This window comes from Achromobacter sp. NPDC058515 (genome assembly GCF_042721735.1).
Lineage (GTDB): Bacteria > Pseudomonadota > Gammaproteobacteria > Burkholderiales > Burkholderiaceae_B > Achromobacter.
In genome coordinates this window covers 307,202-330,123 of record NZ_JBHXNI010000002.1, presented here as the reverse complement: position 1 = coordinate 330,123, position 22,922 = coordinate 307,202, and the positions used below count along the sequence as shown (strand labels likewise).

General features: G+C 67.4%; 17 protein-coding genes and 2 pseudogenes. 11 read left to right on the top strand and 8 right to left on the bottom strand.

All coding sequences use genetic code 11. From position 1 onward, the window contains the following. Nucleotides 1-31: 31 nt before the first annotated feature. Nucleotides 32-1,411: an MmgE/PrpD family protein gene (locus tag ACFWP0_RS04730; protein ID WP_377840046.1), complete on the bottom strand. Its 1,380-nt coding sequence runs from the start codon at nucleotides 1,409-1,411 to the stop codon at nucleotides 32-34. Between the two features lie 16 nt (nucleotides 1,412-1,427). Beyond that, entirely contained in the window at nucleotides 1,428-2,588 is a 1,161-nt protein-coding gene (locus ACFWP0_RS04725) for an acyl-CoA dehydrogenase family protein (protein WP_377840044.1), read from the bottom strand. Between the two features lie 228 nt (nucleotides 2,589-2,816). Between ACFWP0_RS04725 and ACFWP0_RS04720 the strand changes: the two are divergent. After that, nucleotides 2,817-4,250: pseudogene (locus ACFWP0_RS04720) on the top strand (methyl-accepting chemotaxis protein); the annotation flags it as partial. A gap of 150 nt (nucleotides 4,251-4,400) precedes the next feature. Here the strand turns inward: ACFWP0_RS04720 and ACFWP0_RS04715 are convergent. After that, entirely contained in the window at nucleotides 4,401-6,206 is a 1,806-nt protein-coding gene (locus tag ACFWP0_RS04715) for an EAL domain-containing protein (protein WP_377840469.1), read from the bottom strand. A 251-nt stretch (nucleotides 6,207-6,457) separates the two neighbouring features. Here ACFWP0_RS04715 and rdgB point away from each other — a divergent pair, with 251 nt between their 5' ends. The 5 genes from rdgB (at nucleotide 6,458) to ntrC (ending at nucleotide 12,688) form a co-directional block, all read left to right on the top strand. Further along, complete coding sequence (rdgB, locus tag ACFWP0_RS04710) at nucleotides 6,458-7,081, top strand: RdgB/HAM1 family non-canonical purine NTP pyrophosphatase (protein WP_377840042.1); 624 nt, start codon at nucleotides 6,458-6,460, stop codon at nucleotides 7,079-7,081. Between the two features lie 31 nt (nucleotides 7,082-7,112). Further along, a complete protein-coding gene (gene hemW, locus ACFWP0_RS04705) occupies nucleotides 7,113-8,333 on the top strand; it encodes a radical SAM family heme chaperone HemW (RefSeq protein WP_377840041.1) in 1,221 nt (406 codons plus the stop codon). 184 nt (nucleotides 8,334-8,517) lie between these two features. Next, nucleotides 8,518-9,930 (top strand): type I glutamate--ammonia ligase, encoded by a 1,413-nt coding sequence (glnA, locus tag ACFWP0_RS04700; RefSeq protein WP_377840039.1) that lies wholly within the window; start codon nucleotides 8,518-8,520, stop codon nucleotides 9,928-9,930. Between the two features lie 191 nt (nucleotides 9,931-10,121). Beyond that, on the top strand, nucleotides 10,122-11,186 hold the full coding sequence (glnL, locus tag ACFWP0_RS04695; RefSeq protein WP_377840037.1) for a nitrogen regulation protein NR(II): 1,065 nt from the start codon (nucleotides 10,122-10,124) through the stop codon (nucleotides 11,184-11,186). Beyond that, complete coding sequence (gene ntrC / locus ACFWP0_RS04690) at nucleotides 11,186-12,688, top strand: nitrogen regulation protein NR(I) (RefSeq protein WP_377840035.1); 1,503 nt, start codon at nucleotides 11,186-11,188, stop codon at nucleotides 12,686-12,688. Before glnL ends, ntrC begins: the two co-directional genes overlap by 1 nt. Nucleotides 12,689-12,996: 308 nt before the next feature. Here the strand turns inward: ntrC and ACFWP0_RS04685 are convergent, their stop codons facing one another. Continuing rightward, entirely contained in the window at nucleotides 12,997-13,911 is a 915-nt protein-coding gene (locus ACFWP0_RS04685; protein ID WP_377840034.1) for a LysR family transcriptional regulator, read from the bottom strand. 180 nt (nucleotides 13,912-14,091) lie between these two features. Between ACFWP0_RS04685 and ACFWP0_RS04680 the strand changes: the two genes are divergently transcribed. From ACFWP0_RS04680 to ACFWP0_RS04665, 4 genes are all read left to right on the top strand, one after another. Beyond that, the gene (locus ACFWP0_RS04680; protein WP_377840033.1) at nucleotides 14,092-14,790 is read left to right on the top strand and encodes a pirin family protein; all 699 of its coding nucleotides are present in this window, start codon (nucleotides 14,092-14,094) and stop codon (nucleotides 14,788-14,790) included. A 104-nt stretch (nucleotides 14,791-14,894) separates the two neighbouring features. Then, a complete protein-coding gene (locus ACFWP0_RS04675) occupies nucleotides 14,895-15,800 on the top strand; it encodes a pirin family protein (RefSeq protein WP_377840031.1) in 906 nt (301 codons plus the stop codon). Nucleotides 15,801-15,877: 77 nt separating this feature from the next. Then, the gene (locus ACFWP0_RS04670; protein WP_377840029.1) at nucleotides 15,878-16,459 is read left to right on the top strand and encodes a CGNR zinc finger domain-containing protein; all 582 of its coding nucleotides are present in this window, start codon (nucleotides 15,878-15,880) and stop codon (nucleotides 16,457-16,459) included. A 208-nt stretch (nucleotides 16,460-16,667) separates the two neighbouring features. Then, nucleotides 16,668-17,540 (top strand): alpha/beta fold hydrolase, encoded by an 873-nt coding sequence (locus ACFWP0_RS04665; protein WP_377840028.1) that lies wholly within the window; start codon nucleotides 16,668-16,670, stop codon nucleotides 17,538-17,540. 148 nt (nucleotides 17,541-17,688) lie between these two features. Here ACFWP0_RS04665 and ACFWP0_RS04660 read toward each other — a convergent pair. Beyond that, nucleotides 17,689-17,958, bottom strand: a pseudogene (locus tag ACFWP0_RS04660) (SDR family NAD(P)-dependent oxidoreductase); the annotation flags it as partial. 156 nt (nucleotides 17,959-18,114) lie between these two features. On the opposite strand from ACFWP0_RS04660, the gene ACFWP0_RS04655 reads away from it, so the two are divergent. After that, nucleotides 18,115-19,092 (top strand): Bug family tripartite tricarboxylate transporter substrate binding protein, encoded by a 978-nt coding sequence (locus tag ACFWP0_RS04655; protein WP_377840026.1) that lies wholly within the window; start codon nucleotides 18,115-18,117, stop codon nucleotides 19,090-19,092. A 16-nt stretch (nucleotides 19,093-19,108) separates the two neighbouring features. Here ACFWP0_RS04655 and ACFWP0_RS04650 read toward each other — a convergent pair whose 3' ends face one another. The 3 genes from ACFWP0_RS04650 to ACFWP0_RS04640 form a co-directional block, all read right to left on the bottom strand. Further along, on the bottom strand, nucleotides 19,109-19,885 hold the full coding sequence (locus ACFWP0_RS04650) for an ABC transporter ATP-binding protein (RefSeq protein ID WP_377840025.1): 777 nt from the start codon (nucleotides 19,883-19,885) through the stop codon (nucleotides 19,109-19,111). A 5-nt stretch (nucleotides 19,886-19,890) separates the two neighbouring features. After that, nucleotides 19,891-21,561 carry an ABC transporter permease gene (locus ACFWP0_RS04645; protein WP_377840024.1) on the bottom strand — a complete coding sequence of 557 codons (1,671 nt, stop codon included), beginning with the start codon at nucleotides 21,559-21,561 and terminating at the stop codon, nucleotides 19,891-19,893. A 145-nt stretch (nucleotides 21,562-21,706) separates the two neighbouring features. Beyond that, nucleotides 21,707-22,750: a Fe(3+) ABC transporter substrate-binding protein gene (locus ACFWP0_RS04640; protein ID WP_377840023.1), complete on the bottom strand. Its 1,044-nt coding sequence runs from the start codon at nucleotides 22,748-22,750 to the stop codon at nucleotides 21,707-21,709. Between the last annotated feature and the right edge of the window lie 172 nt (nucleotides 22,751-22,922).

The following is a 22,922-nucleotide window of genomic DNA, read 5'->3' as shown; positions in this document are numbered from 1 at the left end:
GCCCGCCGCGCTTGCGACGGCCATCGCAGCCTCAGGCGGCTTGCGGCAGCAGGGCGCCGATGCGCTCCTGCCGCTCCAGCCCCCAGATCGTGCCGATCAGGCCGCGCAGTTCCGGTTCGGTCGCGGCGTCCGCGTAGCGGCCCAGGCTGAGCGTCTTGTCCTCGATCTCGGGGCGGCTCAGGGTGTTGCCCGGGTCGCCCTTGGGCTCGTCCACGCGGCCATGCAGCTTGCGGCCGTCGCGGGTGTAGACCGTGACCTTGCCGATCCAGCGCTGCGGGTAGGCGCCGTCGACTTCCGGGTCCAGCTCCATTTCCACCTTGCCGCGGAAGGCCGCGACGGCGGGATCGTCCAGGCCGGCATCGAATTCGGCCAGCCCGGCGCGGCCCTGCCGGGCGATCAGCGCCAGCACCGTGCCCATCGAGAACTTGGACTGGTGCACGGTTTGCGGATTGACGACAGGCCCGAGGACGTCGATGGCGCCCTGGTGCACATGGGCCACCACGCGTTCGACGTCGGCCTCGGTCAGGCCGTTGTCGCGCAGCGCCTGCTGCAGCGCGTCGGCCGCCGGATGCGTGTGGCGGCAGGACGCATGGAACTTGAATGAGGTTTCGGCCAGGGCCCAGCGCTCGCCGAGGCGGTCGCACAGGCGGCTGGGGTCGGCGTCGGTGGACATGCCGGCGGCCATGCCTTGCGGGCCTTCCAGGATGTGGCGGGCGCCGGTGAAGCCTTCGCGGGCCAGGTAGGCGGCGGTGATGCCGTCGGCCGCGGCCTTGGCGGTGTGCAGTTGCTTGGAGTCCGCGGCGTCGCGCAGGAATTCCCACAGGCCGGCGGCCTGGGTGCCGGCCGAGCCCAGCGCGTGCAGCATCTGTTCGGGGGAGAGCTTGAGGAGCCGGCCGGTGGCGACGGCGGCGGCCAGCGTGCCCGCGGTGCCCGTGGTGTGGAAGATCTTGTAGTGCGAGCGGCCCAGGAATTCGCCGACGCGGATGCCGACTTCATAGCCGGCGACGGCGGCGGTGAGCAGGTCGCGGCCGGAACTGCCCAGCGCCTGCGCGACGGCCAGGGCGGGCGGGAACACCACGGCGGCGGGATGGAACACGGACCCGTTGTGCACGTCGTCCTGTTCGACCACGTGCGCGGCGGCGGCGTTGACCATGGCGGCGAACAGGGGCGTGGTGCGGCGGCGGGTGATCAGCACCTCGCTGGGACCGTCGGCGGGGCCCATCGCGGCGGCATAGCGGTCGATGGCCTGCACGGCGCGGGCGGAGGCGCCGGCCAGGATGGAGGCCAGGCAGTCCAGCAGCAGGTCTTCGGCGCGGCGCAGCACCGGGGCGGGGATGTCTTCGTAGCGCAGGTTGGCGGCGAAGGCCGCCAGTTCGGCGCTCAGGTGCGGGGTGTCTTTGGCTGCGGTCATGGTGGGAGGAGTCGGGTCAGAAGGAGCGGGGCAGGCCCAGGATGTGTTCGGCGACGTAGGACAGGATCAGGTTGGTCGAGATGGGCGCAACCTGGTACAGGCGGGTCTCGCGGAACTTGCGCTCGACGTCGTATTCGGTGGCGAAGCCGAAGCCGCCATGGAATTGCAGGCAGGCGTTGGCGGCTTCCCAGGAGGCGTCGGCGGCCAGCAGCTTGGCCATGTTGGCCTGGGCGCCGCAGGGTTCGTGGGCGTCGAACAGGCGGCAGGCTTCGTAGCGCATCAGGCTGGCGGCTTCCACGTTGATATGGGCTCGGGCGATCGGGAACTGCACGCCCTGGTTCTGGCCGATGGGGCGTCCGAACACCATGCGCTCCTTGGCGTAGGCCGTCACCTTGTCGACGAACCAGTAGCCATCGCCGATGCATTCGGCGGCGATCAGCGTGCGTTCGGCGTTCAGGCCGTCAAGGATGTACTTGAAGCCCTTGCCCTCTTCGCCGATCAGGTTTTCCTCGGGGATCTCCAGATTGTCGAAGAAGAGCTCGTTGGTCTCGTGGTTGACCATGTTGGGGATGGGGCGGATCGCCATGCCGTGCTTGACCGCGTGGTGCAGATCCACCAGGAAGATCGACATGCCTTCGGACTTGCGCGTGACCTGGTCCAGCGGCGTGGTGCGCGCCAGCAGGATCATCAGGTCGGAGTGCTGCACGCGCGAGATCCAGACCTTCTGGCCGTTGATGACGTAGCGGTCGCCGCGCTTGACCGCGGTGGTCTTGATCTTGGTGGTGTCGGTGCCGGTGGTGGGCTCGGTGACGCCCATGGATTGCAGGCGCAGCTCGCCGGCGGCGATGCGCGGCAGGTACTCGCGCTTCTGGGCCTCGGAGCCATGGCGCAGCAGGGTGCCCATGTTGTACATCTGGCCGTGGCAGGCGCCGGAGTTGCCGCCGCTGCGGTTGATTTCTTCCATGATGACCGAGGCTTCGGTCAGGCCGAGGCCGGAGCCGCCGTATTCCTGGGGAATCAATGCCGCCAGCCAGCCCGCTTCGGTCAGCGCGCGGACAAAGTCCTCGGGATAGCCGCGTTCTTCGTCGATTTTGCGGAAATACTCGCCGGGGAATTGGGCGCAAAGGTCGCGCACGGCTTCGCGGATGTCCTGATAGGCGTGAGAGGCGTGGGGCATAGGGCTGCTGTTCTGATTGGGGGAATGGTTCGGTACAGCATCGAATGTGCCGCAAGGGCGCGCCCCTGCCAATTCACAATTCGTTAATACGGGGTTCCTGTTCGCAAAAGCGGTTTCATGACGGGCGTTCGTCATGGCCGCCACGAGGTTGTGTCAAGAAATTGCCAAACTGGGTGTCCATAATCCGTGGCACTGCCGCACTGGCGGCGAGGTCACACACGGACGGATATGCGGAAAAATCTCAGGGTCACAACGGCGTTGTCGGCCATTCTTGCGTTGTTTGTGGTGCTGTTCGCCGTCGCCGCGGCGGCGGGCATCACCGTGCTGCGCGACAACCGCGCGGATATCGAGGCCCTGGGCCGCGGCAGCATCGAGCGCGCCAGCGACCTGGCCGACATGACCAGCAGGCTGTTCCAGGCGCGCGCCGCGCTGACGGACGCCAAGACCGCCATGGAAGGTGGGCTGGAGGAGGCGCGCAACGATTCCCTGGCGCAGGTGGACGGGCTGCTCAAGCAGGCGGCCGCCAGCCTGGCGCGCCTGCGCGCCAACCCGGACGAGAGCGCGCAGGGCGCCCCGCTGTTTGGCCAGGTGCTGGCGGCGCACGCCGCCTTCGCGGACCAGACGCTGGTTCCCATGCAGAAGGCGATCCAGGGCTGGAACGGGATCGAGGTCAACCGCCTGACGGACAAGGTGCTGCCCGCCAGCGGCGCGGCCTATGTCAAGCAGGCGGACGCCTATCAGGCCTATGCCCGCGAACAGGGCCAGGCCGCGGTGGCAGGCGCCAGCCGGACGCTGGAGCGCGTGATCGCGGTGGCGGCGGGCGTGCTGGCCTTCGTGCTGGTGCTGGCCGTGCTGATCAGGCTGGCGTTCCGCCGCAGCATCGTGCGGCCGCTGAACGAGGCCGGCGCGCATTTCGACCGGATCGCCGACGGGGACCTGACCGGCGCCATCGCGCTGCGCGGCGACAACGAGATCGGCGTGCTGTATTCAGCCATGCGCCGCATGCAGACGGGGCTGTCGGCCGCGGTGGCCTCGGTGCGCCAGGGCGTCGAGGAGATCCATACCGGATCGGGCGAGATCGCCGCGGGCGGCGCGGACATGTCGGACCGCACCGCCCGGCAGGCGGGCTCCCTGCAGGAGGCCGCGGCCAATATGACGCAGCTTGCGCATACCGTGCAGACGACGGCCGGCAATGCCGACCTGGCCAGCCGGCAGGCGCTGAGCGCCACGCAGCTGGCCCAGCGCGGCGGACAGGCGGTCCAAGAGGTGGTGCAAAGCATGCAGGGCATCGCCGACAGCGCGCGCCGCATCGGCGAGATCGTGGGCGTGGTGGACAGCATCGCCTTCCAGACCAACATCCTGGCGCTGAACGCCGCGGTGGAAGCGGCGCGCGCGGGCGAACAGGGCAAGGGATTCGCCGTGGTGGCGGGCGAGGTGCGCTCGCTGGCGCAGCGCAGCGCGCAGGCCGCCAAGGAGATCAAGGGCCTGATCGACGATTCCGCCTCGCGCGTGCAGGCCGGCGTGCGCCAGGTGAACCTGGCGGGCGACACGATGCGCGAGATGGTGACCTCGGTGGACCGCGTCACGCAGATCGTGGCGGAGATCTCCAGCGCCACGGCCGAGCAGGCGGCCGGCATTGCGTCGGTGAACGACGCCGTGGCGGACATCGAACGCTCCACGCAGGAAACCGCCGCCATGGTCGAGCAGACCGCGGCCGCGGCGGCGGCGCTGGAAAGCCAGGCGCAGGGCCTGCAGCGTGCGGTGGCCGTGTTCCAGATCGCGCAGGCGGCGCAACAGGCCGCGCGCCAGGGCTCAGCCGGCGAGCTGCGGCAGGGCGGCGCCGGTGTAGCGCTCGGTCACCAGCGACAGGTTCCCATGCTTGACCTTGTGCTTGACATGGGCAGCGGCCGACGCGATGTCCTCCGGGCGGATGCGCTCGCATAGGGAGGGCGTGACGGTGAGCGCGCCCACGCCCAGCGTCACGAACGGAAAGAAGCGCGGCACGCCGTAGCGGTCTTCGGCCTCGATGCCGCCGTTGCGGCGGCCCTGGTCGTCGTACAGGTCGACGGCGCGCTCGTTGAATTCCGCGATGATGCGCTGGATGCGGTCCATCCAGTCCGGGCTGCGCAGCAGCACCACGAAGTCGTCGCCGCCCACATGCCCGACGAAGTCGCGCTGCGGATCGCAGTGGCGCTTGATGAGCTCGGCGGTCAGCATGATCATGTCGTCGCCGCGCCAATAGCCGTAGACGTCGTTGAAGGGCTTGAAGTTGTTCAGGTCGCCGTAGCAGATCGTGAAGTCCGCGGCGTCCTCCAGCAAGGTGGCGATATGCCGGCTGATGGGGATGTTGCCCGGCAGCGAGGTCAGCGGATTGGCGTAGCGCGCGGCCTCGATGCGCATCTCGGTCACGGAGCGCACCAGCGTCTCGCCGGTGGACAGGCCATCGTAGCGGCCGTCCCGCGTGATGATCAGCCCGTCCATCAGGTAGCGCTGGTCTTCCGAAATCAGGACGTGGCTCAGCTGGTCGATGGAGACGTTCAGGTCCACCAGCACGGGCTCGGCGTTCATGAAGGTAGAGCACGCGTCGCGCCCGAACAGTTCGCGCGTGTAGCGCTGGGCGTAATGTTCCGAGAAGTCGCGCCGGTTGATGATGCCCACGGGCCGGTTGTCGCCGTCGACCACCGCCACGGCGTGCAGGTTCTTGTGCTCGACGAAGAGCCGCTGCACGTCGTCGTTGGTGTGCTTGTTCAGCAAGGCGGCCGGGGCCTCGACGCGCAGGCTCGCGGCGGTGCCGCCCGCGGACCGTTGCGACAGCGGGGCGGGCGAGCGCAACCGCAGGGAGTCGCGCAGGGGCGGAGTCAGCTCCGTCAGCAGCGTTTCGTCGGGCATGCCCAGGAACCAGCCTTGCGCGTAGCGGATGTCCATCTCGCGCACCACGGCCAGGTCCTCGGCGGTCTCGATGCCCTCGGCGACGATGGCCGTGCCCAGGTGTTGCGCGACCTTCAGGATGGCGCGCACCATGTTTTGCTTGCGGTCGTCGTGGCCGATGCCGTCGAAGAAATAGCGGTCGATCTTGACCAGGTCGGGCTGCATTTCGGCCCAGAGCTGAAGATTGGAGTTGCCCACGCCGTAGTCGTCCAGCGCGATGCGCATGCCGGCCTCGCGCAGACAGGCGAACGCGCTGCTCAATTCGGCCATGCGCTCGGACAGCGGGTCCTGTTCGGTCAGTTCGACGATGATGCTGGCGGGCTCCAGCGAGCAGTTCTTGAGCAGGCGGGCCGGCATCTCCTCGCCCCACAAGGTCCAGTAATGCAGCAGGGCCGAGCCGGACAGGTTCAGGAACAGCTTGCCGGCGGCGTCGTTCTGGTGAAAGCCCTGGGCGCCCGCCCGGAAGCTGGCCAGTTCAAGCTGCGGATGCAGGCCCTGGCGGCGCGCCTCGGCGAACAGGGCGTCCGGAAAGTGCAGGGCGGTGTCGGCCGGGCCGCGGATCAGGCTTTCGTGGCCGTAGATGCGGCTGTGGGACAGGTCGACAACCGGCTGGAAGCGCGGCCGCAGCAGTTGTTCGCGCAGGATTCCCGCCAGGTTTACGTGTGGGGGCGCGCCGTCCCGGGAAGCCAGGGGCGCGTGGGCCGCAACCGGCCTGGGCAATGCGTGAAGTGAGTTCATCGCCGGTGCTTTTAGATACGATCAGTGACAAGATGGGCCATATTGACAACAAAATATGTCTGCGTTGTTGCGCCGATACGTGACGCGCAATCTTCGATGGCTGTTACAAAAGTGTCAACAGAGAATTGATCTGCCCATGGGCTGCACAGGGATATCGTGCAACGGGCCGCCGGGCCGGCCCGCCGGCCTATACAATTTGCCCTATGACATCCCCCAAGATTCCCGATTCCCTGCGCCGTGTCGTCCTGGCGTCCAATAATGCCGGCAAGCTGCGCGAATTTTCCGCCTTGTTCGCGCCCCTGGGCATCGAACTTGTGCCTCAAGGCGAGCTGGGCGTGCCCGAGGCCGAAGAGCCGCACGTCACGTTCGTCGAGAACGCGCTGGCCAAGGCCCGCCATGCCAGCCGCCTGACCGGCCTGCCGGCCCTGGCGGACGACTCCGGCCTGTGCGTGGCCGCGCTGGACGGCGCGCCGGGCGTGTATTCGGCGCGCTACGCCAAGATGCACGGCGGCGAAAAATCCGACGAGGCCAACAATGCGCTGCTGGTGCGGAAACTGGCCGGCGTGGCCGACCGCAGCGCCTGGTATGTGGCGGTGCTGGCGCTGGTGCGCTCCGAGAACGATCCCCGGCCGCTGATCGGCGAAGGGCTGTGGCACGGCGAGATCATCGACCTGCCCGAAGGCGCCAACGGCTTCGGCTACGACCCGCATTTCTATCTGCCCGACATGGCGCTGACCGCCGCCTCGCTGGACCCCGAGGAAAAGAACCGGGTCAGCCACCGCGCCCGCGCGCTGCGCGAGCTGCTGAGCAAGCTGAACCAGGCTTGACGAGGGCGCCCCCGGGCGCCAGGAATTCCGCATGTCCATCACCATACCCATCCGCAACGACATGGGCGCATCGCCATCGCGCCTGATCGTGCCGGCCGGCGCCACGCTCACCAGCCTGCCGCCGCTCTCGGTCTACGTCCACGTGCCCTGGTGCGTGCGCAAGTGTCCCTATTGCGACTTCAATTCCCACGCGGCGCCCGGCGAGATCCCCGAACGCGCCTACCTGGATGCCTTGCGCAGCGACCTGGAGCAGGCGCTGCCTTCCATCTGGGGCCGCCAGGTGGTGTCCGTGTTTATCGGCGGCGGCACGCCCAGCCTGCTGTCTTCGGCCGGCCTGGACGAGCTGCTGGCGATGCTGCGCGCCTGTCTGAACGTCTGGCCGGACGCCGAGATCACCATGGAAGCCAACCCGGGCACCGCCGAGGCCAGCCGCTTTCGCGACTATGCCGCCAGCGGCGTCACCCGGTTCTCGCTGGGCATCCAGAGTTTCGACGATGCGCAGTTGAAGAAGCTGGGGCGCATCCATGATTCCGCCCAGGCCCGCGCGGCGATCGACATGGCGCAGCGCGCCGTGGCGCGCGTAAACCTGGACATGATGTTCGCGCTGCCGGGGCAGACGCTGGACGCCTGTCTGGACGACTTGCGGCAGGCCGTGGCCTTCGGCACCGAGCACCTGTCGCTATACCACCTGACGATGGAGCCCAACACCGTCTTCGCGAAATTCCCGCCTGAAGACCTGCCGGACGACGACACCAGCGCGGCCATGCAGGACGCGGTCGAGTCCGAACTGGCCGCGGCCGGCCTGGCCCGCTATGAGGTGTCTGCCTACGCCAAGTCCGGCGCCCGCTGCCGCCACAACCTGAACTACTGGGAATTCGGCGACTACCTGGGCATCGGCCCGGGGGCGCACGGCAAGCTGTCGTTCCACGACCGCATCGTGCGCGAGGCCCGCCTGCGCAGCCCCGACTCGTGGATGCAGGCGGCCATGGCGGGGAATGGCAGCCACATTGCCGAAAGCCGGCAGGTCGGTCCGGACGAACTGCCCTTCGAGTTCATGCTCAATGCGCTGCGGCTGAAGGACGGCGTGCCCACCACGACGTTCACCGAGCGCACCGGCCTGTCCGTGGCCGTCATTGCGCACCAATTGGAGGCAGCCTCGAAACGGGGCTTGCTGGACGCCGATCCCACACGCTTGCGGGCGACGCCCTTGGGGTGGAGGTTCCTCAATGACCTGCAGGAAATGTTCCTGTAGCGTTTCGGCACCAAGATGGGGCAAGCATGCCCCGTCTTTTGCACCATTATGGTGCTACATTTTTCCGTTACCGCGCTGCCTTCCCCGGGGAATCCCGGGGGTAGAACCTGGCACGCTTATTGCTTCCCTCTTTTATGCCAGTCGACGGGCAAAGCCCTCGACCCTTTTATCTAATGGAGATGACATGGCAAGCCCGAAAGACGTCCTGAAACAGATCGCCGATAACGAAGTGAAATTCGTGGATTTCCGCTTTACCGATACGGTTGGCCGTGAGCACCACGTTTCCGTGCCCACCTCCGCGATCGATGAAGACAAGCTGGAAAGCGGGCAGGCCTTCGACGGTTCGTCGATCCCGGGCTGGAAGGGCATCGAAGCCTCCGACATGCTGCTCATCCCCGACTGCTCGACCGCCAACCTGGATCCGTTCCGCGAAGAGCCGACCCTGATCCTGTCGTGCGACGTCGTCGAGCCGTCGGACCTGAAGGGCTACGACCGCGACCCGCGCTCGCTGGCCAAGCGCGCCGAAGCCTACCTGAAGTCCTCCGGCCTGGGCGACACCGCCTACTTTGGTCCGGAACCCGAATTCTTCGTGTTCGACGGCGTGACCTGGAACACCGACATGTCGGGCACGTTCGTCAAGATCAAGTCCGAAGAAGCTCCCTGGTCCTCGGGCCTGGAATTCGAAGGCGGCAACACCGGCCACCGTCCGGGCGTCAAGGGCGGCTACTTCCCCGTTCCGCCGGTCGACTCGTTCCAGGACATGCGCTCGGAAATGTGCCTGCTGATGGAACAGATGGGCGTGCCGGTCGAAGTGCACCACCATGAAGTGGCCGCTCCGGGCCAGCTCGAAATCGGCACCAAGTTCAGCACGCTGGTCCAGCGCGCCGACTGGACGCAGGTCGTCAAGTACGTGGTGCACAACGTAGCTCACGCCTATGGCAAGACCGCCACGTTCATGCCCAAGCCCATCGTTGGCGACAACGGTTCCGGCATGCACGTGCACCAATCCATCTGGAAGGATGGACAGAACCTGTTCGCGGGCAACGGCTATGCCGGCCTGTCCGAATTCGCCCTGTACTACATCGGCGGCATCATCAAGCACGCCCGCGCCCTGAACGCCATCACGAACCCGGGCACGAACTCGTACAAGCGCCTGGTCCCGCACTATGAAGCGCCGGTCAAGCTGGCCTACTCGGCCCGCAACCGCTCGGCCTCGATCCGCATCCCCTACGTGGGCAACCCGAAGGGCCGCCGCGTCGAAGCGCGTTTCCCGGACCCCCTGGCCAATCCGTACCTGGCTTTCTCGGCCCTGATGATGGCCGGCCTGGACGGCGTGCAGAACAAGATCCACCCCGGCGATCCCGCCGACAAGAACCTGTACGACCTGCCGCCGGAAGAAGACGCCAAGATCCCGACCGTGTGCTCCTCGCTGGAGCAGGCGCTGGAAGCCCTGGACCAGGACCGCGAGTTCCTGACCCGTGGCGGCGTGTTCAGCAACGACATGCTCAACGCCTACATCGACCTGAAGATGGGCGATGTGAACCGTCTGCGCATGACGACCCACCCGGTCGAATTCGACATGTACTACAGCCTCTGATGTTTTGAGGCTGTGGCTGGGGGGAGCGCGATGATGTAGGCAGAAACCAGGGCCCACACCACGCGCACCGCCAGGTCGCGGCTCGACGAATTGCCCGCCAGGCGCCGCGCCCGGCGGGCAGGGCGCCGGGTTCCGGCGCCGCCGTCGCGGACGCGTTCCGCTTTCCCCTGTCCATTCGGGTACGTTGAAAAATGAATGTAGAAGCTCTCGATCTGCTTGCCACGTCCGTTTTCCTGGTTAACGAGCGCGGTCACATCGAATACGCCAACGCAGCCGCCGAAGATCTGTTCGGCCGCTCGCGCAAGCAGCTGGGCGGGCACTCCGCCGCCACGCTGTTCGACAACCCGGAAAACATCCAGTCATCGATCGACCGCGCCGCGGGCGGACGGTATGCCGACGTGAGGCAATTGGCCTCGTTGCGCCGCGCCGCCGAATCCGTGGAAGTCGCCGTGACGACGGTGGGCCTGACCGGCCAGCGCTGGCCCGTGCTGATCGAGACGCGCGAGATCGAGCAGCGCGTCCTGGCCGACCGCAACCACCGGCTGGTCGACGAGATCGAAGCCCACAGAGAATTGCTGCGCAATCTTGCGCATGAAGTGAAGAACCCCCTGGGCGGCTTGCGCGGCGCCGCGCAATTGCTGGAAGCCGAGCTGCCGAGCGCGGCGCTGGCCGAATACACCCAGGTCATTATTTCCGAAGCCGACCGCCTGCAGGCGCTGGTGGACCGCCTGAGCGGCCCGCAACGTGTGCCGCTGAACGCGCGGCCGGTGAACATCCATGAAATCTGCGAGCGCGTCTGCGCGCTGATCCAGGCCGAATTCCGCAACGACGTCACCATCCTGCGGGACTACGACGCCTCGGTGCCCGACCTGAAGGGCGACGCCGCCCGGCTGATGCAGGCCGTCCTGAACGTGGCGCGCAACGCCGCGCAGGAACTCGTGGCGCGGCCCCAGGGGCCGGAAACGGCGCCCGGCGTGGTCACGCTGCGCACGCGCGTTGCGCGCCAGGTCATGCTGGCGCACAGGCAGCACCGCCTGGCGCTGGTGCTGTCCATCATCGACAACGGTCCCGGCGTGCCGGACCACATCCGCGACCGCATCTTCCATCCCCTGGTCACGGCCAGGGCTGGCGGCACCGGCCTGGGCCTGAGCCTGGCGCAGGACTTCGTGCAGCAGCACGGCGGCATCATCGAATTTGAATCCCGACCGGGGCGCACCGAGTTTCGCCTGGTCCTACCGATGGAGCCTGCACACTGATGAAACCCGTATGGATCGTCGACGACGACCAGGCCATCCGCTGGGTCCTCGAAAAGGCCCTGGCCCGCGCTGGCGTCCCCACCCGCAGCTTCTCCCAATCGGCCGATGTGCTGGAAGCGCTGTCGCGCGACACGCCGGTGGCATTGGTTTCGGATATCCGCATGCCCGGCGGCAATGGCCTTGAGCTGTTGCGCCAGCTCAAGGAGCGCCATCCCGGCTTGCCGGTCATCGTGATGACCGCGTTCGCCGACCTGGACAGCACCGTTTCCGCCTTCCAGGGCGGGGCGTTCGACTACCTGGCCAAGCCGTTCGACGTGAACGAGGCCGTCGCGCTGATCCAGCGCGCCATGCAGGAGTCCACGCAGCCCGAGAGCCCCGAAGGGCAGGGCGACGCGGCGCAGAACAACGAGCGCTGGATGATGACGCAGTCGTCGTCCACCGCCATGCAGGAAGTCTTTCGCGCCATCGGCCGGCTGGCCCAGTCCAAGGTCACCGTCCTGATCACGGGCGAATCCGGCACCGGCAAGGAACTGGTGGCCCGCGCGCTGCACGGCCACGGCGTGCGCGCCGGCGGCCCGTTCGTGGCGCTGAACGCGGCGGCCATTCCGCGCGATCTGCTGGAAGCCGAGCTGTTCGGCCACGAGCGGGGCGCCTTCACGGGCGCGAACAACCTGCGCCGCGGCCGCTTCGAGGAAGCCCACGGCGGCACGCTGTTCCTGGATGAAATCGGCGACATGCCGATAGAACTGCAGACGCGCCTGTTGCGCGTGCTGGCCGAAGGCAGCTTCTACCGCGTCGGCGGCGCGCAGCCCGTGCGCGTGGACGTGCGCATCGTGGCGGCCACCCACCAGCCGCTGGAGCAGCGCGTCGAGCAGGGCCTGTTCCGGGAAGACTTGTTCCACCGCCTGAACGTGATCCGGCTGCGCCTGCCGCCGCTGCGCGAGCGCGTGGAGGATATCCCGGCCCTGGCCCAGCACTTCCTGACCTCCAGCGCCCGCACGCTGGGCGTGCCGGTCAAGCGCCTGACGCCGGAAGCCCTGGCCGTGCTGACGAAGTTCGATTTTCCGGGCAACGTCCGGCAGCTGGAGAACTTCTGCCACTGGCTGACGGTGATGGCGCCGGGGCAGACGGTGGACCGGGGCGATCTGCCGCCCGAGATCCGGGCCATGGAGCATCAGCAGCTGGCGGGCTCCGCGCCGCTGCGTCCTGCGGCTCCGGTGGCCGGCATCGGCACGGTGGTGCAGGCGGCCTCCGCCGCCGCCGTCCCGGACGACGGCGCGCCGCGCAACTGGCAGGATTCCCTGCTGCGCGATGCGCAGTACCGCCTGGAGCGCGGCGAACCCGCCGTGATGGCCACGCTGACGCGCCAGTTCGAGAAGATCCTGCTGCAAAGCGCGCTGGACGCCAGCCGCGGCCGCCGCGTGGAAGCGGCGTCGCGCCTGGGGATAGGCCGCAACACCATCACGCGCAAGCTGCGCGAACTGGGCATCGAGGACGAGTAAGCCCGCAAGGGCGTTGCCGCAGGGCAGGTGTCTGACACCGCCGGGGCAGGTGAGGCAGGTGTCTGACACCCCCGAGACACCGTTTCAAGCTGACGGCCGTCTCGCCCGGGTGTCAGACACCTTCTCAAGAACCCGCCTCGTCACCCCATGCCGAGCAGGCTCTCGCTCAGGCGCGGCGACTTCAGCTTCTCACCGGTGTCTGACACCCCCGGGGCAGGTGGGGCAGGTGTCTGACACCCCCGAGACACCGTTTCAAGCTGACGGCCGTCTCGCCCGGGTGTCAGACACCTTCTCAAGAACCCGCCTCGTCACCCCAAGCCGAGCAGGCTCTCGCACAGGCGCGGCGACTTCAGCTTCTGCAGCCACCACTTCAAGGCTTCGCCCGGCGGCTCGGCCCGCCAGGCGTAGGCCACGTGTTCCGTCAGGGACATGCCTTCATCCGTTTCGCACACCACCAGCAGGCCCTGCGTCAGGAAGGGGGCGGCCAGCGTCAGCGGCAGATAGCCGCAGCCCAGGCCGCGCACCTGCGCCTCGACCTTGGCCTGCATCGTCGGCATGACCAGCGTGGGCTGGTCTGCCAGGATGCCGCGCGATTGCGGCGGCAGGTTGCGCGACGTGTCCGCCACCACCACGGCGCAATAGCGGGTGATGTCCGCGCGGCTCAGCGGCTGGGGCAGGGATGCCAGCGGGTGGTGGGCCGCCACGCAGAAGGCGAACTGCGTCAGCCCGATGGCCTGCGAGCGGTAGGGCCCGGTCGGTTCGCCCGCGGCGCCCGCGCCGATGACCAGGTCCGCTCGGCCGCCGGTCAGCGCATCCCAGTTGCCGCTCAGGACCTCGCTGGAAAAGCGCAGGGTGGTGGCGCTGCCCACCGCGTGGAATTCGTCGATCAGGTCGTAGAGCGGCCGCCACGGCAGCACGGCGCTGACGGCGATGCGCAGCTCCACCTCCCATCCCGTGGCGATGCGCTTGACGCGGCAGGCCAGGTCGTCCAGCGACTGTAGGACATGGCGTCCGTCCTTGAGCAGGGTCTCGCCCGCCGGCGTCAGCAGCGCGCGGTGCCCGGAGCGGTCGAACAGCAGCACGTCCAGCCCGTCTTCGAGCTTGCGGATGGAATAGGTGACGGCCGACGGCACCTTGCCCAGCTCGCGCGCGGCCTTGGCGAAGCTGCCGTGGCGAGCGATGGCGTCCACCAGGATGAGCAATTCAGGGGTGATGGGTTGCATGGCTGGGCGGGAAACAAGAGTATTCAAAAAATTTGAATGATTTCGTCAAAATATAGCGCCGAAACCGGGGCCTGGCACGCGCAGAATATCACTCATGCCGGGGTTGCAGCCAAACAGACGGGCCAAAGAAGCCCAAGACTGCGCCCCAAACCATTCATATTATTGAAACAGGAGTCCACAATGCTTACGATTCGCCGCGCTGCCGAACGGGGTCACGCCAACCATGGGTGGCTCGATTCGTTTCACACCTTTTCCTTCGCCAACTACTACGACCCGACTCACATGGGCTTCGGCGCGCTGCGCGTGATCAATGACGACCGCATCGCCGCCGGCCGCGGCTTTGGCACGCACGGCCACCGGGACATGGAGATCATCACCTATGTGCTGAACGGCGCGATTGCGCATAAGGACAGCATGGGCAGCGGCTCGACCATCCAGCCGGGCAACGTGCAGCGGATGAGCGCCGGCCGCGGCGTGATGCACTCGGAGTTCAACCCGCTGCCGGATACGGAAACGCATATGCTGCAGATCTGGATCGAGCCCGACGTCGCCGGCATCGCGCCGGAGTACGAAGAGCGCGCTTTCAGCGATGCGCAAAAGCGCGGCCGCCTGCAGGCCCTGGTGTCGGCCGACGGCGTGGATGGTTCGATGAAGATCCACCAGGACGCCCGCCTGTACGCCGGCCTGTTCGATGGCGATGAATCCGCCGCGCTGACGCTGGCCGCCGGACGCCGCGTCTGGGTCCATGTGGCGCGGGGCAGCCTGACCGTCAACGGCGCGGAACTGTCCGCCGGAGACGCCGCGGCGATCACGGACGACACCCGTGTCGAGCTGTCGGGCGGCAAGAACGCCGAAGTGCTGGTGTTTGACCTGGCTTGATGCCACCTGCCGGGCGGATCGAGATATCCGCCTGGCTTCCTTCAATTCATGCGGCCGTCAGGCCTTAAGATGGCCTTTGGCCTATTCATGCGGAGCATTCCACCATGTCGACCTTGTCCGAAGCAGGCGAAAGCCAGATTGAAACCGTCGTGGTGCCGCGCACCAGCGACCTGGGCGGATTTTCCGTCCGGCGCGCCATTCCGTCCGCGCAGCGCCGCACCGTCGGGCCGTTCGTCTTCCTGGACCACATGGGTCCGGTGGAATTCGATGCCGGCTCTGGCATAGACGTGCGGCCGCACCCCCATATCGGCCTGTCCACCGTCACCTATCTGTACGAGGGGTCGATGGTGCATCGTGACGGCGCGGGCCATACCCAGACCATCCTGCCCGGCGAAGTGAACTGGATGACCGCGGGCCGGGGCATCGTGCATTCCGAGCGCTCCTCGCCGGAAAGCCGGCTGGCCCCGCAACGCCTCTGTGGCCTGCAGATCTGGGTGGGCCTGCCCAAGGCGCACGAGGAAACCGATCCCGGCTTTACGCACTACGGGCTGGACGCGCAGCCGGTGGTCGAAGGCGAGGGCGTGCGCGCCCAGGTGGTGGCAGGTTCCCTGTTCGGCAAGACCTCGGCGGTCAAGACGCTGTCGCCCCTGTTTTACGGCGATCTGCAATTGCAGGCGGGCGCCACGACGGTGCTGCCGGCCGAGCACGAGGAGCGCGCCGCCTACCTGGCGCAAGGCGAGGTCGAGATCGACGGGCAAGCCTACGAAAGCGGGCGCCTGGTCGTGTTCGCGCCGGGCAAGCCCGTGCAGATCCGCGCCAGGACCGCCGCGCGCTTTGCGGTGCTGGGCGGCGAGCCTTTGGATGGTCCGCGCTTTGTCTGGTGGAACTTCGTGTCCAGCAGCAAGGACCGCATCGAGCAAGCCAAGCAGGACTGGCAGCGCACCCGATTCGACCAGGTCGTGCCGGGCGACGAAACCGAGTACATCCCGCTGCCGGAACCGCGTGCCTGATCGCGGCGGGTTTCCCAGGCGGCAGGAGTAACTTTTATATTGATATTTTGAAGGTTACACTGTCGCCGGAGGCCAGCATGCACACTACTCACGCACCCGAATTCAGGCAGTTGGGCGATCACGTCGCCCTGGACATGATCAACACCATCGAGCAGGGCGACGCCGGTCCGCTGGACCGGTGGCAGTCCGACGCGGACGTGCAGGCCTGGCTCGCCCTGTCCGGACTCGCGCCCGGGCAGGCTGCGGCGCCCAAGGGCCTGCTTGAAGGCGCGCGCGCCTTGCGCGAGACGGTGCGCGCGCTGGTGGCGCAGCGCAAGGCGGGAGAACCGCTCAAACTCACCGCGCTGAACCGCGCGCTGGCCGCGGGCGGCAGCCATCTGGCGCTGTCCGCCACGGACGACGGCGGCCTGGAACTGGCGCGCCATTATCCATCGCAGACGCCCGCGCAATGGCTGTTGCCGGCGGCGGAAGCGGCTGCCGATCTGCTTGCCCACGGCGATTTCGGCCTGGTGCGCAAATGCGAAAGCGATGCGTGCTCGCTCTGGTTCTACGACCGTACCCGCTCCCATCGGCGCCGCTGGTGCAGCATGGCCTTGTGCGGCAACCGCCACAAAGTCGCTGCGTTCCGGCAGCGCGGGGCGACAGGCGTTTCGTCCTGAGACGCGATGCTCCGTATTGCTTGTTCCAGCCCGGCGATTGCCGGGCTTTTTCGTGTGCGGCTTGGGCGCGGTGGGGAAGGGGCGGCCCGCGCTGGAGTTCTTAGTAACCATTAAAAATGCAGTTGACAGGTTACTAAGAATGCGTAGACTGTGTCTTGAAGCTTCGCCACCCGCCGTTTTTCCTCTTGCCCGCACCTCGGAGATCCTCATGACCGCCCAAGCCCACACCCCCATCCACTATCGCCATGCCCAAGCCGACGGGCTGCGTTTCTTCTACCGCGAGGCAGGAGATCCGCAAGCGCCCGTGCTGTTGCTGCTGCATGGTTTTCCCAGCTCTTCGCATCAGTTCCGCAATCTGATTCCGCAACTGGCCAGCCACTTCCGCGTGATCGCCCCCGACCTGCCCGGATTCGGCTTCACGCAAGTGCCGGCCGAACGCAACTACCGCTATACCTTCGACAACCTGGCCAAGTCCCTGGAAGCGTTTGTCGACGAGCTTGGTCTGACCCGCTATGCGCTTTACTTCTTTGACTACGGCGCGCCGACGGGCCTGCGCCTGGCGCTGGCCCATCCCGAGCGCGTGACGGGCCTGGTGTCGCAGAACGGCAATGCCTATCTGGAAGGGCTGGGAGACGCCTGGGCGCCGATCCGTGCGTACTGGGCGGATCCCTCGCCGGCCAACCGCCAGACGGTTCACGACGCCGTCCTCCACCTTGAGGGCACGAAGTGGCAGTATGTGCATGGCGTGGCCGATCCCGAGAGCATCGCGCCCGAGAGCTACACGCTGGATGCGGCCTTGCTCGAACGGCCCGGCAACAAGGACATCCAGATGGACCTGTTCCTGGACTACGCGAACAATCTGAAGCTGTATCCGGCGTTCCAGGCGTTCTTTCGCCAGTCCCGGCTGCCGACCCTGGCGATCTGGGGCCGTAACGATCCTTTCTTCATCCCGCCGGGAGCCGAGGCGTATCGGCGCGACAATCCGGATGCCGTCGTCGAGCTGCTGGACACCGGCCATTTCGCGCTGGAAACCCATGGCCAGTACATAGGCCAGCGTATCGTCGAGGTGCTGGGCCGCTGATGATCCTGGGCACGTTGCCGGGGCCGCCATGCGCGGCCTTTTTTGAGGAACCGCCATGACCCGCCATTTCGACGATCTGCAGCTGGGCAGCATCGAGATGTTCTGCCTGGGTGCTGGGCTGCATCGCAATGCTGGCGGTGATGTTGACGATGTGGCCGTCGAGGTTGCCGGCCATATGCGCCACGGTCTGTTGGGTGATATGGAAGAAGCCCTTCAGGTTCGTGTCGATGATGCGGTCCAGGTCCTCGTCGGTGTACTCGGCCTGGGGCTTGGGGATGAAGATCCCGGCATTGTTGATCAGCACGTCGATCTTGCCGAAACGCCCGATGGCCTGGCGCACGATCTCGCGGGCCGTGCTGGCCAGCGCGATGTCGCCGGCGACCGGCGGCGGCGTCCAGCCGTTCCATGCTGCGGGCATTGCCCACCACGCTAGGGGGCGGCGCGCGGGCGATAAACGCCCGCGGCGGAACATGAATTGATACCTGGAGGAACAAGCGCGGGCCGGCGGCGCAGGCCGCCCGCGCGGCAGTATGATGCGCCTCCCGACCTCAATAACAAACGGGATGGAGACACTATGCATCGCCACACTACGAATGCGCTGCGCGGCTTGGCCGCGCTGGCGCTGATCCACGGCGCCTCGTCGGCGCTGGCCGCCGGATATCCGGCCAAGCCGATCACCTTCATCGTGCCTTACACCGCCGGCGGCACGACCGACCTGGTCGCGCGCACGGCAGGCCAGAAGGTCGCCGAGAAGCTGGGCCAGCCCGTGATTGTCGAGAACCGCCCGGGCGCGGGCGGCAACATCGGCATGGACGCGGTGGCCAAGGCGGCGCCGGACGGCTACACCATCGGCTTTGGCGCGATATCCACGAATGCGCTCAATCCCTTCGTCTACCCGTCCATGCCGTTCGACCCGACCAGGGATTTCACGGGCGTCAGCATGCTGGGCGCCTCCACCGTGGTGCTTGAAGCCGGGCCGTCGCTGAAGGTGGACAGCGTCAAGGATCTGGTGGCCTACGCCAGGCAACACCCCGGCACCGCGTTCGGCACGCCGGGCGCGGGCACCTCGATGCACCTGGCGGGCGTGATGTTCGACCAGCTGACCGGCGCCGGCATGCAGCACATTCCCTACAAGGGCAGCGCCCAGGGCCTGAACGATCTGCTGGGCGGACACCTGCCGGTGATGTTCGACAACCTGCCTGCTTCGCTGCCGCACATCAAGGCGGGCAAGGTCCGCGCGCTGGCGGTCACGGGCAGCAAGCGCGCGCCGGCCTTGCCGGACGTGCCGACGCTGGCCGAGCTGGGCTATGAGGCCGCCGTGGTGGATCCCTGGTTCGCCGTCTATGGACCGGCGGGCATGTCGCCCGAGGTCGCCGGCAAGCTGAGCGAGGCGTTCCAGTGGGCGTTGGCCCTGCCGGAAGTCAAGGGCAAGCTGGAACAGGCCGGCTTCATGCCCTATGGATCAACGCCGCAGGAAGTGGAGCGCCTGACCCAAAGCCAGCACGAGGCCTTCAAGGCCCTGTCGCAGAAGGTCAAGCTGTCGGCGGACTGATCCGCCGGGCGGGGCGCTAGCGGCCGCGCGCCAGCGCCTGCTCGCGCTGCTCTTCGAGCGCCTCGCGGCGGATGAAGTCGCGCACGAAAGCGTCGGCGGGGTGGTGGTGCAGGTTGTAGGGCGTGTCCCACTGCGCGATCCGCCCTTCGGACATTACGCCGATGCGGTCGGCGATGGCGAAGGCTTCGGCCTGGTTGTGCGTGACCAGGATCGCGGTGTGGCCGGTGGTCTTCAGAATGTCGCGCACCTCGAAGGCCAGGCGCTCGCGGGTGTCCACGTCCAGGTTGGAGAACGGCTCGTCCAGCAGCAGCAGGTCGGGCGAGGGCGCCAGCGCGCGCGCCAGCGCCACGCGCTGCTGCTGGCCGCCCGAGATCTCGTGCGGATAGCTGTTGGCGGCGTGCGCCAGCCCCACCAGCTCCAGCATTTCCTCGACCCGGCGCGCGCGGTCGGCTCGCACCAGCTTGCGCAGCCCGAAGGCCACGTTCAAGGCCACCGTCAGGTGGGGGAACAAGGCGTAGTCCTGGAACATCATGCCGACGCGGCGCAGTTCGGGCGCCACCTGTTCGGTTGCCGAGGAAATGACGGCGCCGTCGAGCAGGATGCGTCCGGCGCGCACCGGCTCGAAGCCGGCAATGGCGCGCAGCACCGTGGTCTTGCCGCAGCCGGACTCGCCCAGCAGGCAGCCGATGTGGCCGACGGGCAGGCCCAGCGTGAGGTCCTGGACCACCGGCTTCAAACCGGCGGGCGTGTCGTAGGCAAGAGAGATATGGTCGATTTCTAGCAGATCGGGCACGATGATCAATGTCCCATTTTCAGATTGGTGCGCGCCAGCAGGATGACGGGCAAGAGGCCGGCCAGCACGATGGCCAGCGCCGCGACGGCGCCTTCCTCATACGTGCCGCGCGCGGCTTCGGCATAGAGCCAGGTGGCGAGCGTGTCGAAGTTCATGGGCCGCAGCAGCAGCGTGGCGGGGAGTTCCTTCATCGCATCCACGAACACCAGCAGCGCGCTGGCGGCCAGCGCCGGGCGCAGGAGCGGCAGGTGGACGCGGCGCAGCGTGCCGCCGGAGGTCTCGCCCAGCAGGCGCGAGGCCTGCTCCAGCGAAGGCGGGATGCGCGCCAGGCCGGCCTCGAGCGCGCCCGTGGAGATGGCCAGGAAGCGAATCGCGTAGGCGCACACCAGCGCGCCCATCGAGCCCATCATGAACAGGCCCGCCCCGCCGAACACCTTGGAGACCGCCGTGTCGATCCAGACGAACGGCGTCAGCAGGCCGATGGCCAGGACGGTGCCGGGCACCGCATAGCCCAGGCTGGCGATGCGGGCGCAGGCGCGGCCCGGATTGAAGGTGGCGCTTTCGCGCAGGCTGCGGCCCGCCCAGGCGACCACCAGGCCGCACAGCAGGGTGACGATCGTGGCGCTGAACGCGACGATCAGCGTGTTGCTCAGGCCGTTGATCAGCTGGTCCGATACCCCGCCCACCAGATGCAGGCGCTTGGAGGTTTCCGCGATCAAGTACACCGCCGGCGCGACAAACCCGATCACGACCGGGATCCAGCCCAGCACCGCGGCAATCGCGGCCGGCACGCCGTGCAGCCGGCGCGGTTGCATGGGCCGCATGCGCTGGGTGTTGGCGTAGCGCTGGCGCTTGCGCCCGTGGCGCTCCAGCATGATCAGCCCGATCACGATCGCCAGCATGGTCAGCGCGATCTGCGCCGCGCCGGCCAGGTCCGAGCGCGTGACCCAGGTGGTGTAGACGGAGACGGTCAGCGTCTGCACGCCCAGGAATTCGGAAGCGCCGATGTCGTTCAGCGTTTCCAGCAGCGCCAGGCTCACGCCCACCACGATGGCGGGCCTCGCCAGCGGCAGGGCGACGCGGCAGAACACCGCCACGCGGCCCGCGCCCAGGGTGCGGGCGGCTTCCAGCAGGCTGGCGGCCTGCGTCATGAACATGACGCGGGTGCTCAGGTAGACATAGGGATACAGCACGAAGCCCAGCACGAAGATCGCGCCGTAGATCGAACGCAGGTCGGGCAGGCGGAACTGGCGGGGGCTGTCGTAGCCCAGCAGGGCGCGGATCGCCGTCTGGACCGGACCGATCGGGTGGAGCAGGTCCAGGTAGGCGAAGGCGATGATGTAGGTCGGCACCGCCAGCGGGAGCAGCAGGGCCCAGGTCAGGATGCGGCGCGAGGGGAAGTCGTAGGCCGTCACCAGCCAGGCGGCGCCGGTTCCCAGCAGGGTGACCACGATGCCCACGCCGGCCAGCAGCATGGCCGTGTTGGCCAGGGCCTGCGGCAGCACGTAGCTGGCCAGGTGCTGCCAGTGGGCCAGGCTGCCGCCCAGCGCCCACCAGCCCAGCGTCAATAGCGGAGCCAGGACGGCCAGGGCGATCAGGGCGGCGCCGGCCAGCCAGCCGGCCCCGCGTTCAGTCCAGCGCAGACGCAGCGGCCGGGGCAAGGAATCTGTATGCATGCTTCAAAGTCGGTTGCATCAATGGCAAGGCCTGTTCCCCCAAAAAGAGGGAACAGGCCCTACGCGCGGCCCCGGTCGCGGGGCGCGCGCGTGTCACTGCCGCGTGGTTGCGCCACGCCGGAGGGCATGGCGATCCACGGGCCTATCAGTTGTCGAAACCGACCTTGTCCACCAGTTCGCTGGCTTGCTTGCGATGCTTGGCGATCTCGGTCAGGGGCAGGGGGTCGACCTTGAGTTCGCCAAAGCTTGCGATCACGGGGTCGAGCTTCACGCCCTTGCGCACCGGGTATTCATAGTTGGCCTGCGCGTACAGGGCCTGGGCCGGTTCGGACACCAGGAAGTCCAGCAGCTTGATCGCGTTGGCCTTGTTCGGCGCGTGGGCCGCCACGGCCGCGCCGCTGACGTTCACGTGCGTGCCGCCGCTCTTGGCGTTGGCGAACGTCGGGCGGATGACCTTGATGGCGTCGCCCCACTTGCGCGCGTCCGTGCCGGGTTCGGCGTTCTTCATGTGGCCGACGTAATAGGCATTGGCCAGGCCGATGTCGCAGATGCCGCCCAGGATGTCGCGCGCCACGTCGCGGTCGCCGCCGGCAGCCTTGCGGGCCAGGTTGGCCTTCACGCCGCGCAGCCACTTTTCGGTGGCTTCCGCGCCGTCATGCGCGATCATCGAAGCGACCAGCGCGGTATTGTAGGGATGCTGGCCCGAACGGATGCAGACCTTGCCCTTCCACTTGGGATCGGCCAGGTCTTCGTAGCGGAAGGATTCCAGCTTCAGGTCCTTTTCCACGTACAGCACGCGGTCGCGCAGCGACAGGGCATACCACTTGCCATCGGCGCCGCGCAGGTTGGCGGGGATGACGGATTCCAGGGTTTGCGACTTGACGGCCTGCGTCACGCCGCCGTCCACCAGGTCCAGCAGGTTGCCGATGTCCACGGTCATCAGCACGTCGGCGGGCGACTTGGCGCCTTCTGCCTTCACGCGTTCCAGCAGGCCGTCCTTCACGAAGACGGTGTTGACCTTGATGCCGCTTTCCTTGGTGAAGGCGTCCAGCAGCGGCTGGATCAGCTTGGGTTCCCGGGTGGTGTACAGGCTGACTTCATCGGCGGCGTTGGCCGACACGGTGAAGGCGGCGGCGCCGGCCAGCGCCAGGGCGCGAAGCAGCGAATTCAATTGGGGACGCTTGATCATGAAGGAACTCCGGCAAAGGCTGGAACGAGGAAAGCCGCGGCACACAAGCGTGTCCCGCCGCTCAAAACGGTCTGCTAACGAAAATGATTATCAACTGAGAATGCGACGATAACAGGAAGCAAAGCCGTGTTCAACTACACGTAAGCCGATGGTTCAAGACGTTGATCCCCAT

Coding starts and splice junctions, on each gene's coding strand:
- ACFWP0_RS04730 (WP_377840046.1), bottom strand. CDS start 1,411: ATGACCGCAGCCAAAGACACCCCGCACCTGAGCGCCGAACTGGCGGCC.
- ACFWP0_RS04725 (WP_377840044.1), bottom strand. CDS start 2,588: ATGCCCCACGCCTCTCACGCCTATCAGGACATCCGCGAAGCCGTGCGC.
- rdgB (WP_377840042.1), top strand. CDS start 6,458: ATGACATCCCCCAAGATTCCCGATTCCCTGCGCCGTGTCGTCCTGGCG.
- hemW (WP_377840041.1), top strand. CDS start 7,113: ATGTCCATCACCATACCCATCCGCAACGACATGGGCGCATCGCCATCG.
- glnA (WP_377840039.1), top strand. CDS start 8,518: ATGGCAAGCCCGAAAGACGTCCTGAAACAGATCGCCGATAACGAAGTG.
- glnL (WP_377840037.1), top strand. CDS start 10,122: ATGAATGTAGAAGCTCTCGATCTGCTTGCCACGTCCGTTTTCCTGGTT.
- ntrC (WP_377840035.1), top strand. CDS start 11,186: ATGAAACCCGTATGGATCGTCGACGACGACCAGGCCATCCGCTGGGTC.
- ACFWP0_RS04685 (WP_377840034.1), bottom strand. CDS start 13,911: ATGCAACCCATCACCCCTGAATTGCTCATCCTGGTGGACGCCATCGCT.
- ACFWP0_RS04680 (WP_377840033.1), top strand. CDS start 14,092: ATGCTTACGATTCGCCGCGCTGCCGAACGGGGTCACGCCAACCATGGG.
- ACFWP0_RS04675 (WP_377840031.1), top strand. CDS start 14,895: ATGTCGACCTTGTCCGAAGCAGGCGAAAGCCAGATTGAAACCGTCGTG.
- ACFWP0_RS04670 (WP_377840029.1), top strand. CDS start 15,878: ATGCACACTACTCACGCACCCGAATTCAGGCAGTTGGGCGATCACGTC.
- ACFWP0_RS04665 (WP_377840028.1), top strand. CDS start 16,668: ATGACCGCCCAAGCCCACACCCCCATCCACTATCGCCATGCCCAAGCC.
- ACFWP0_RS04655 (WP_377840026.1), top strand. CDS start 18,115: ATGCATCGCCACACTACGAATGCGCTGCGCGGCTTGGCCGCGCTGGCG.
- ACFWP0_RS04645 (WP_377840024.1), bottom strand. CDS start 21,561: ATGCATACAGATTCCTTGCCCCGGCCGCTGCGTCTGCGCTGGACTGAA.
- ACFWP0_RS04640 (WP_377840023.1), bottom strand. CDS start 22,750: ATGATCAAGCGTCCCCAATTGAATTCGCTGCTTCGCGCCCTGGCGCTG.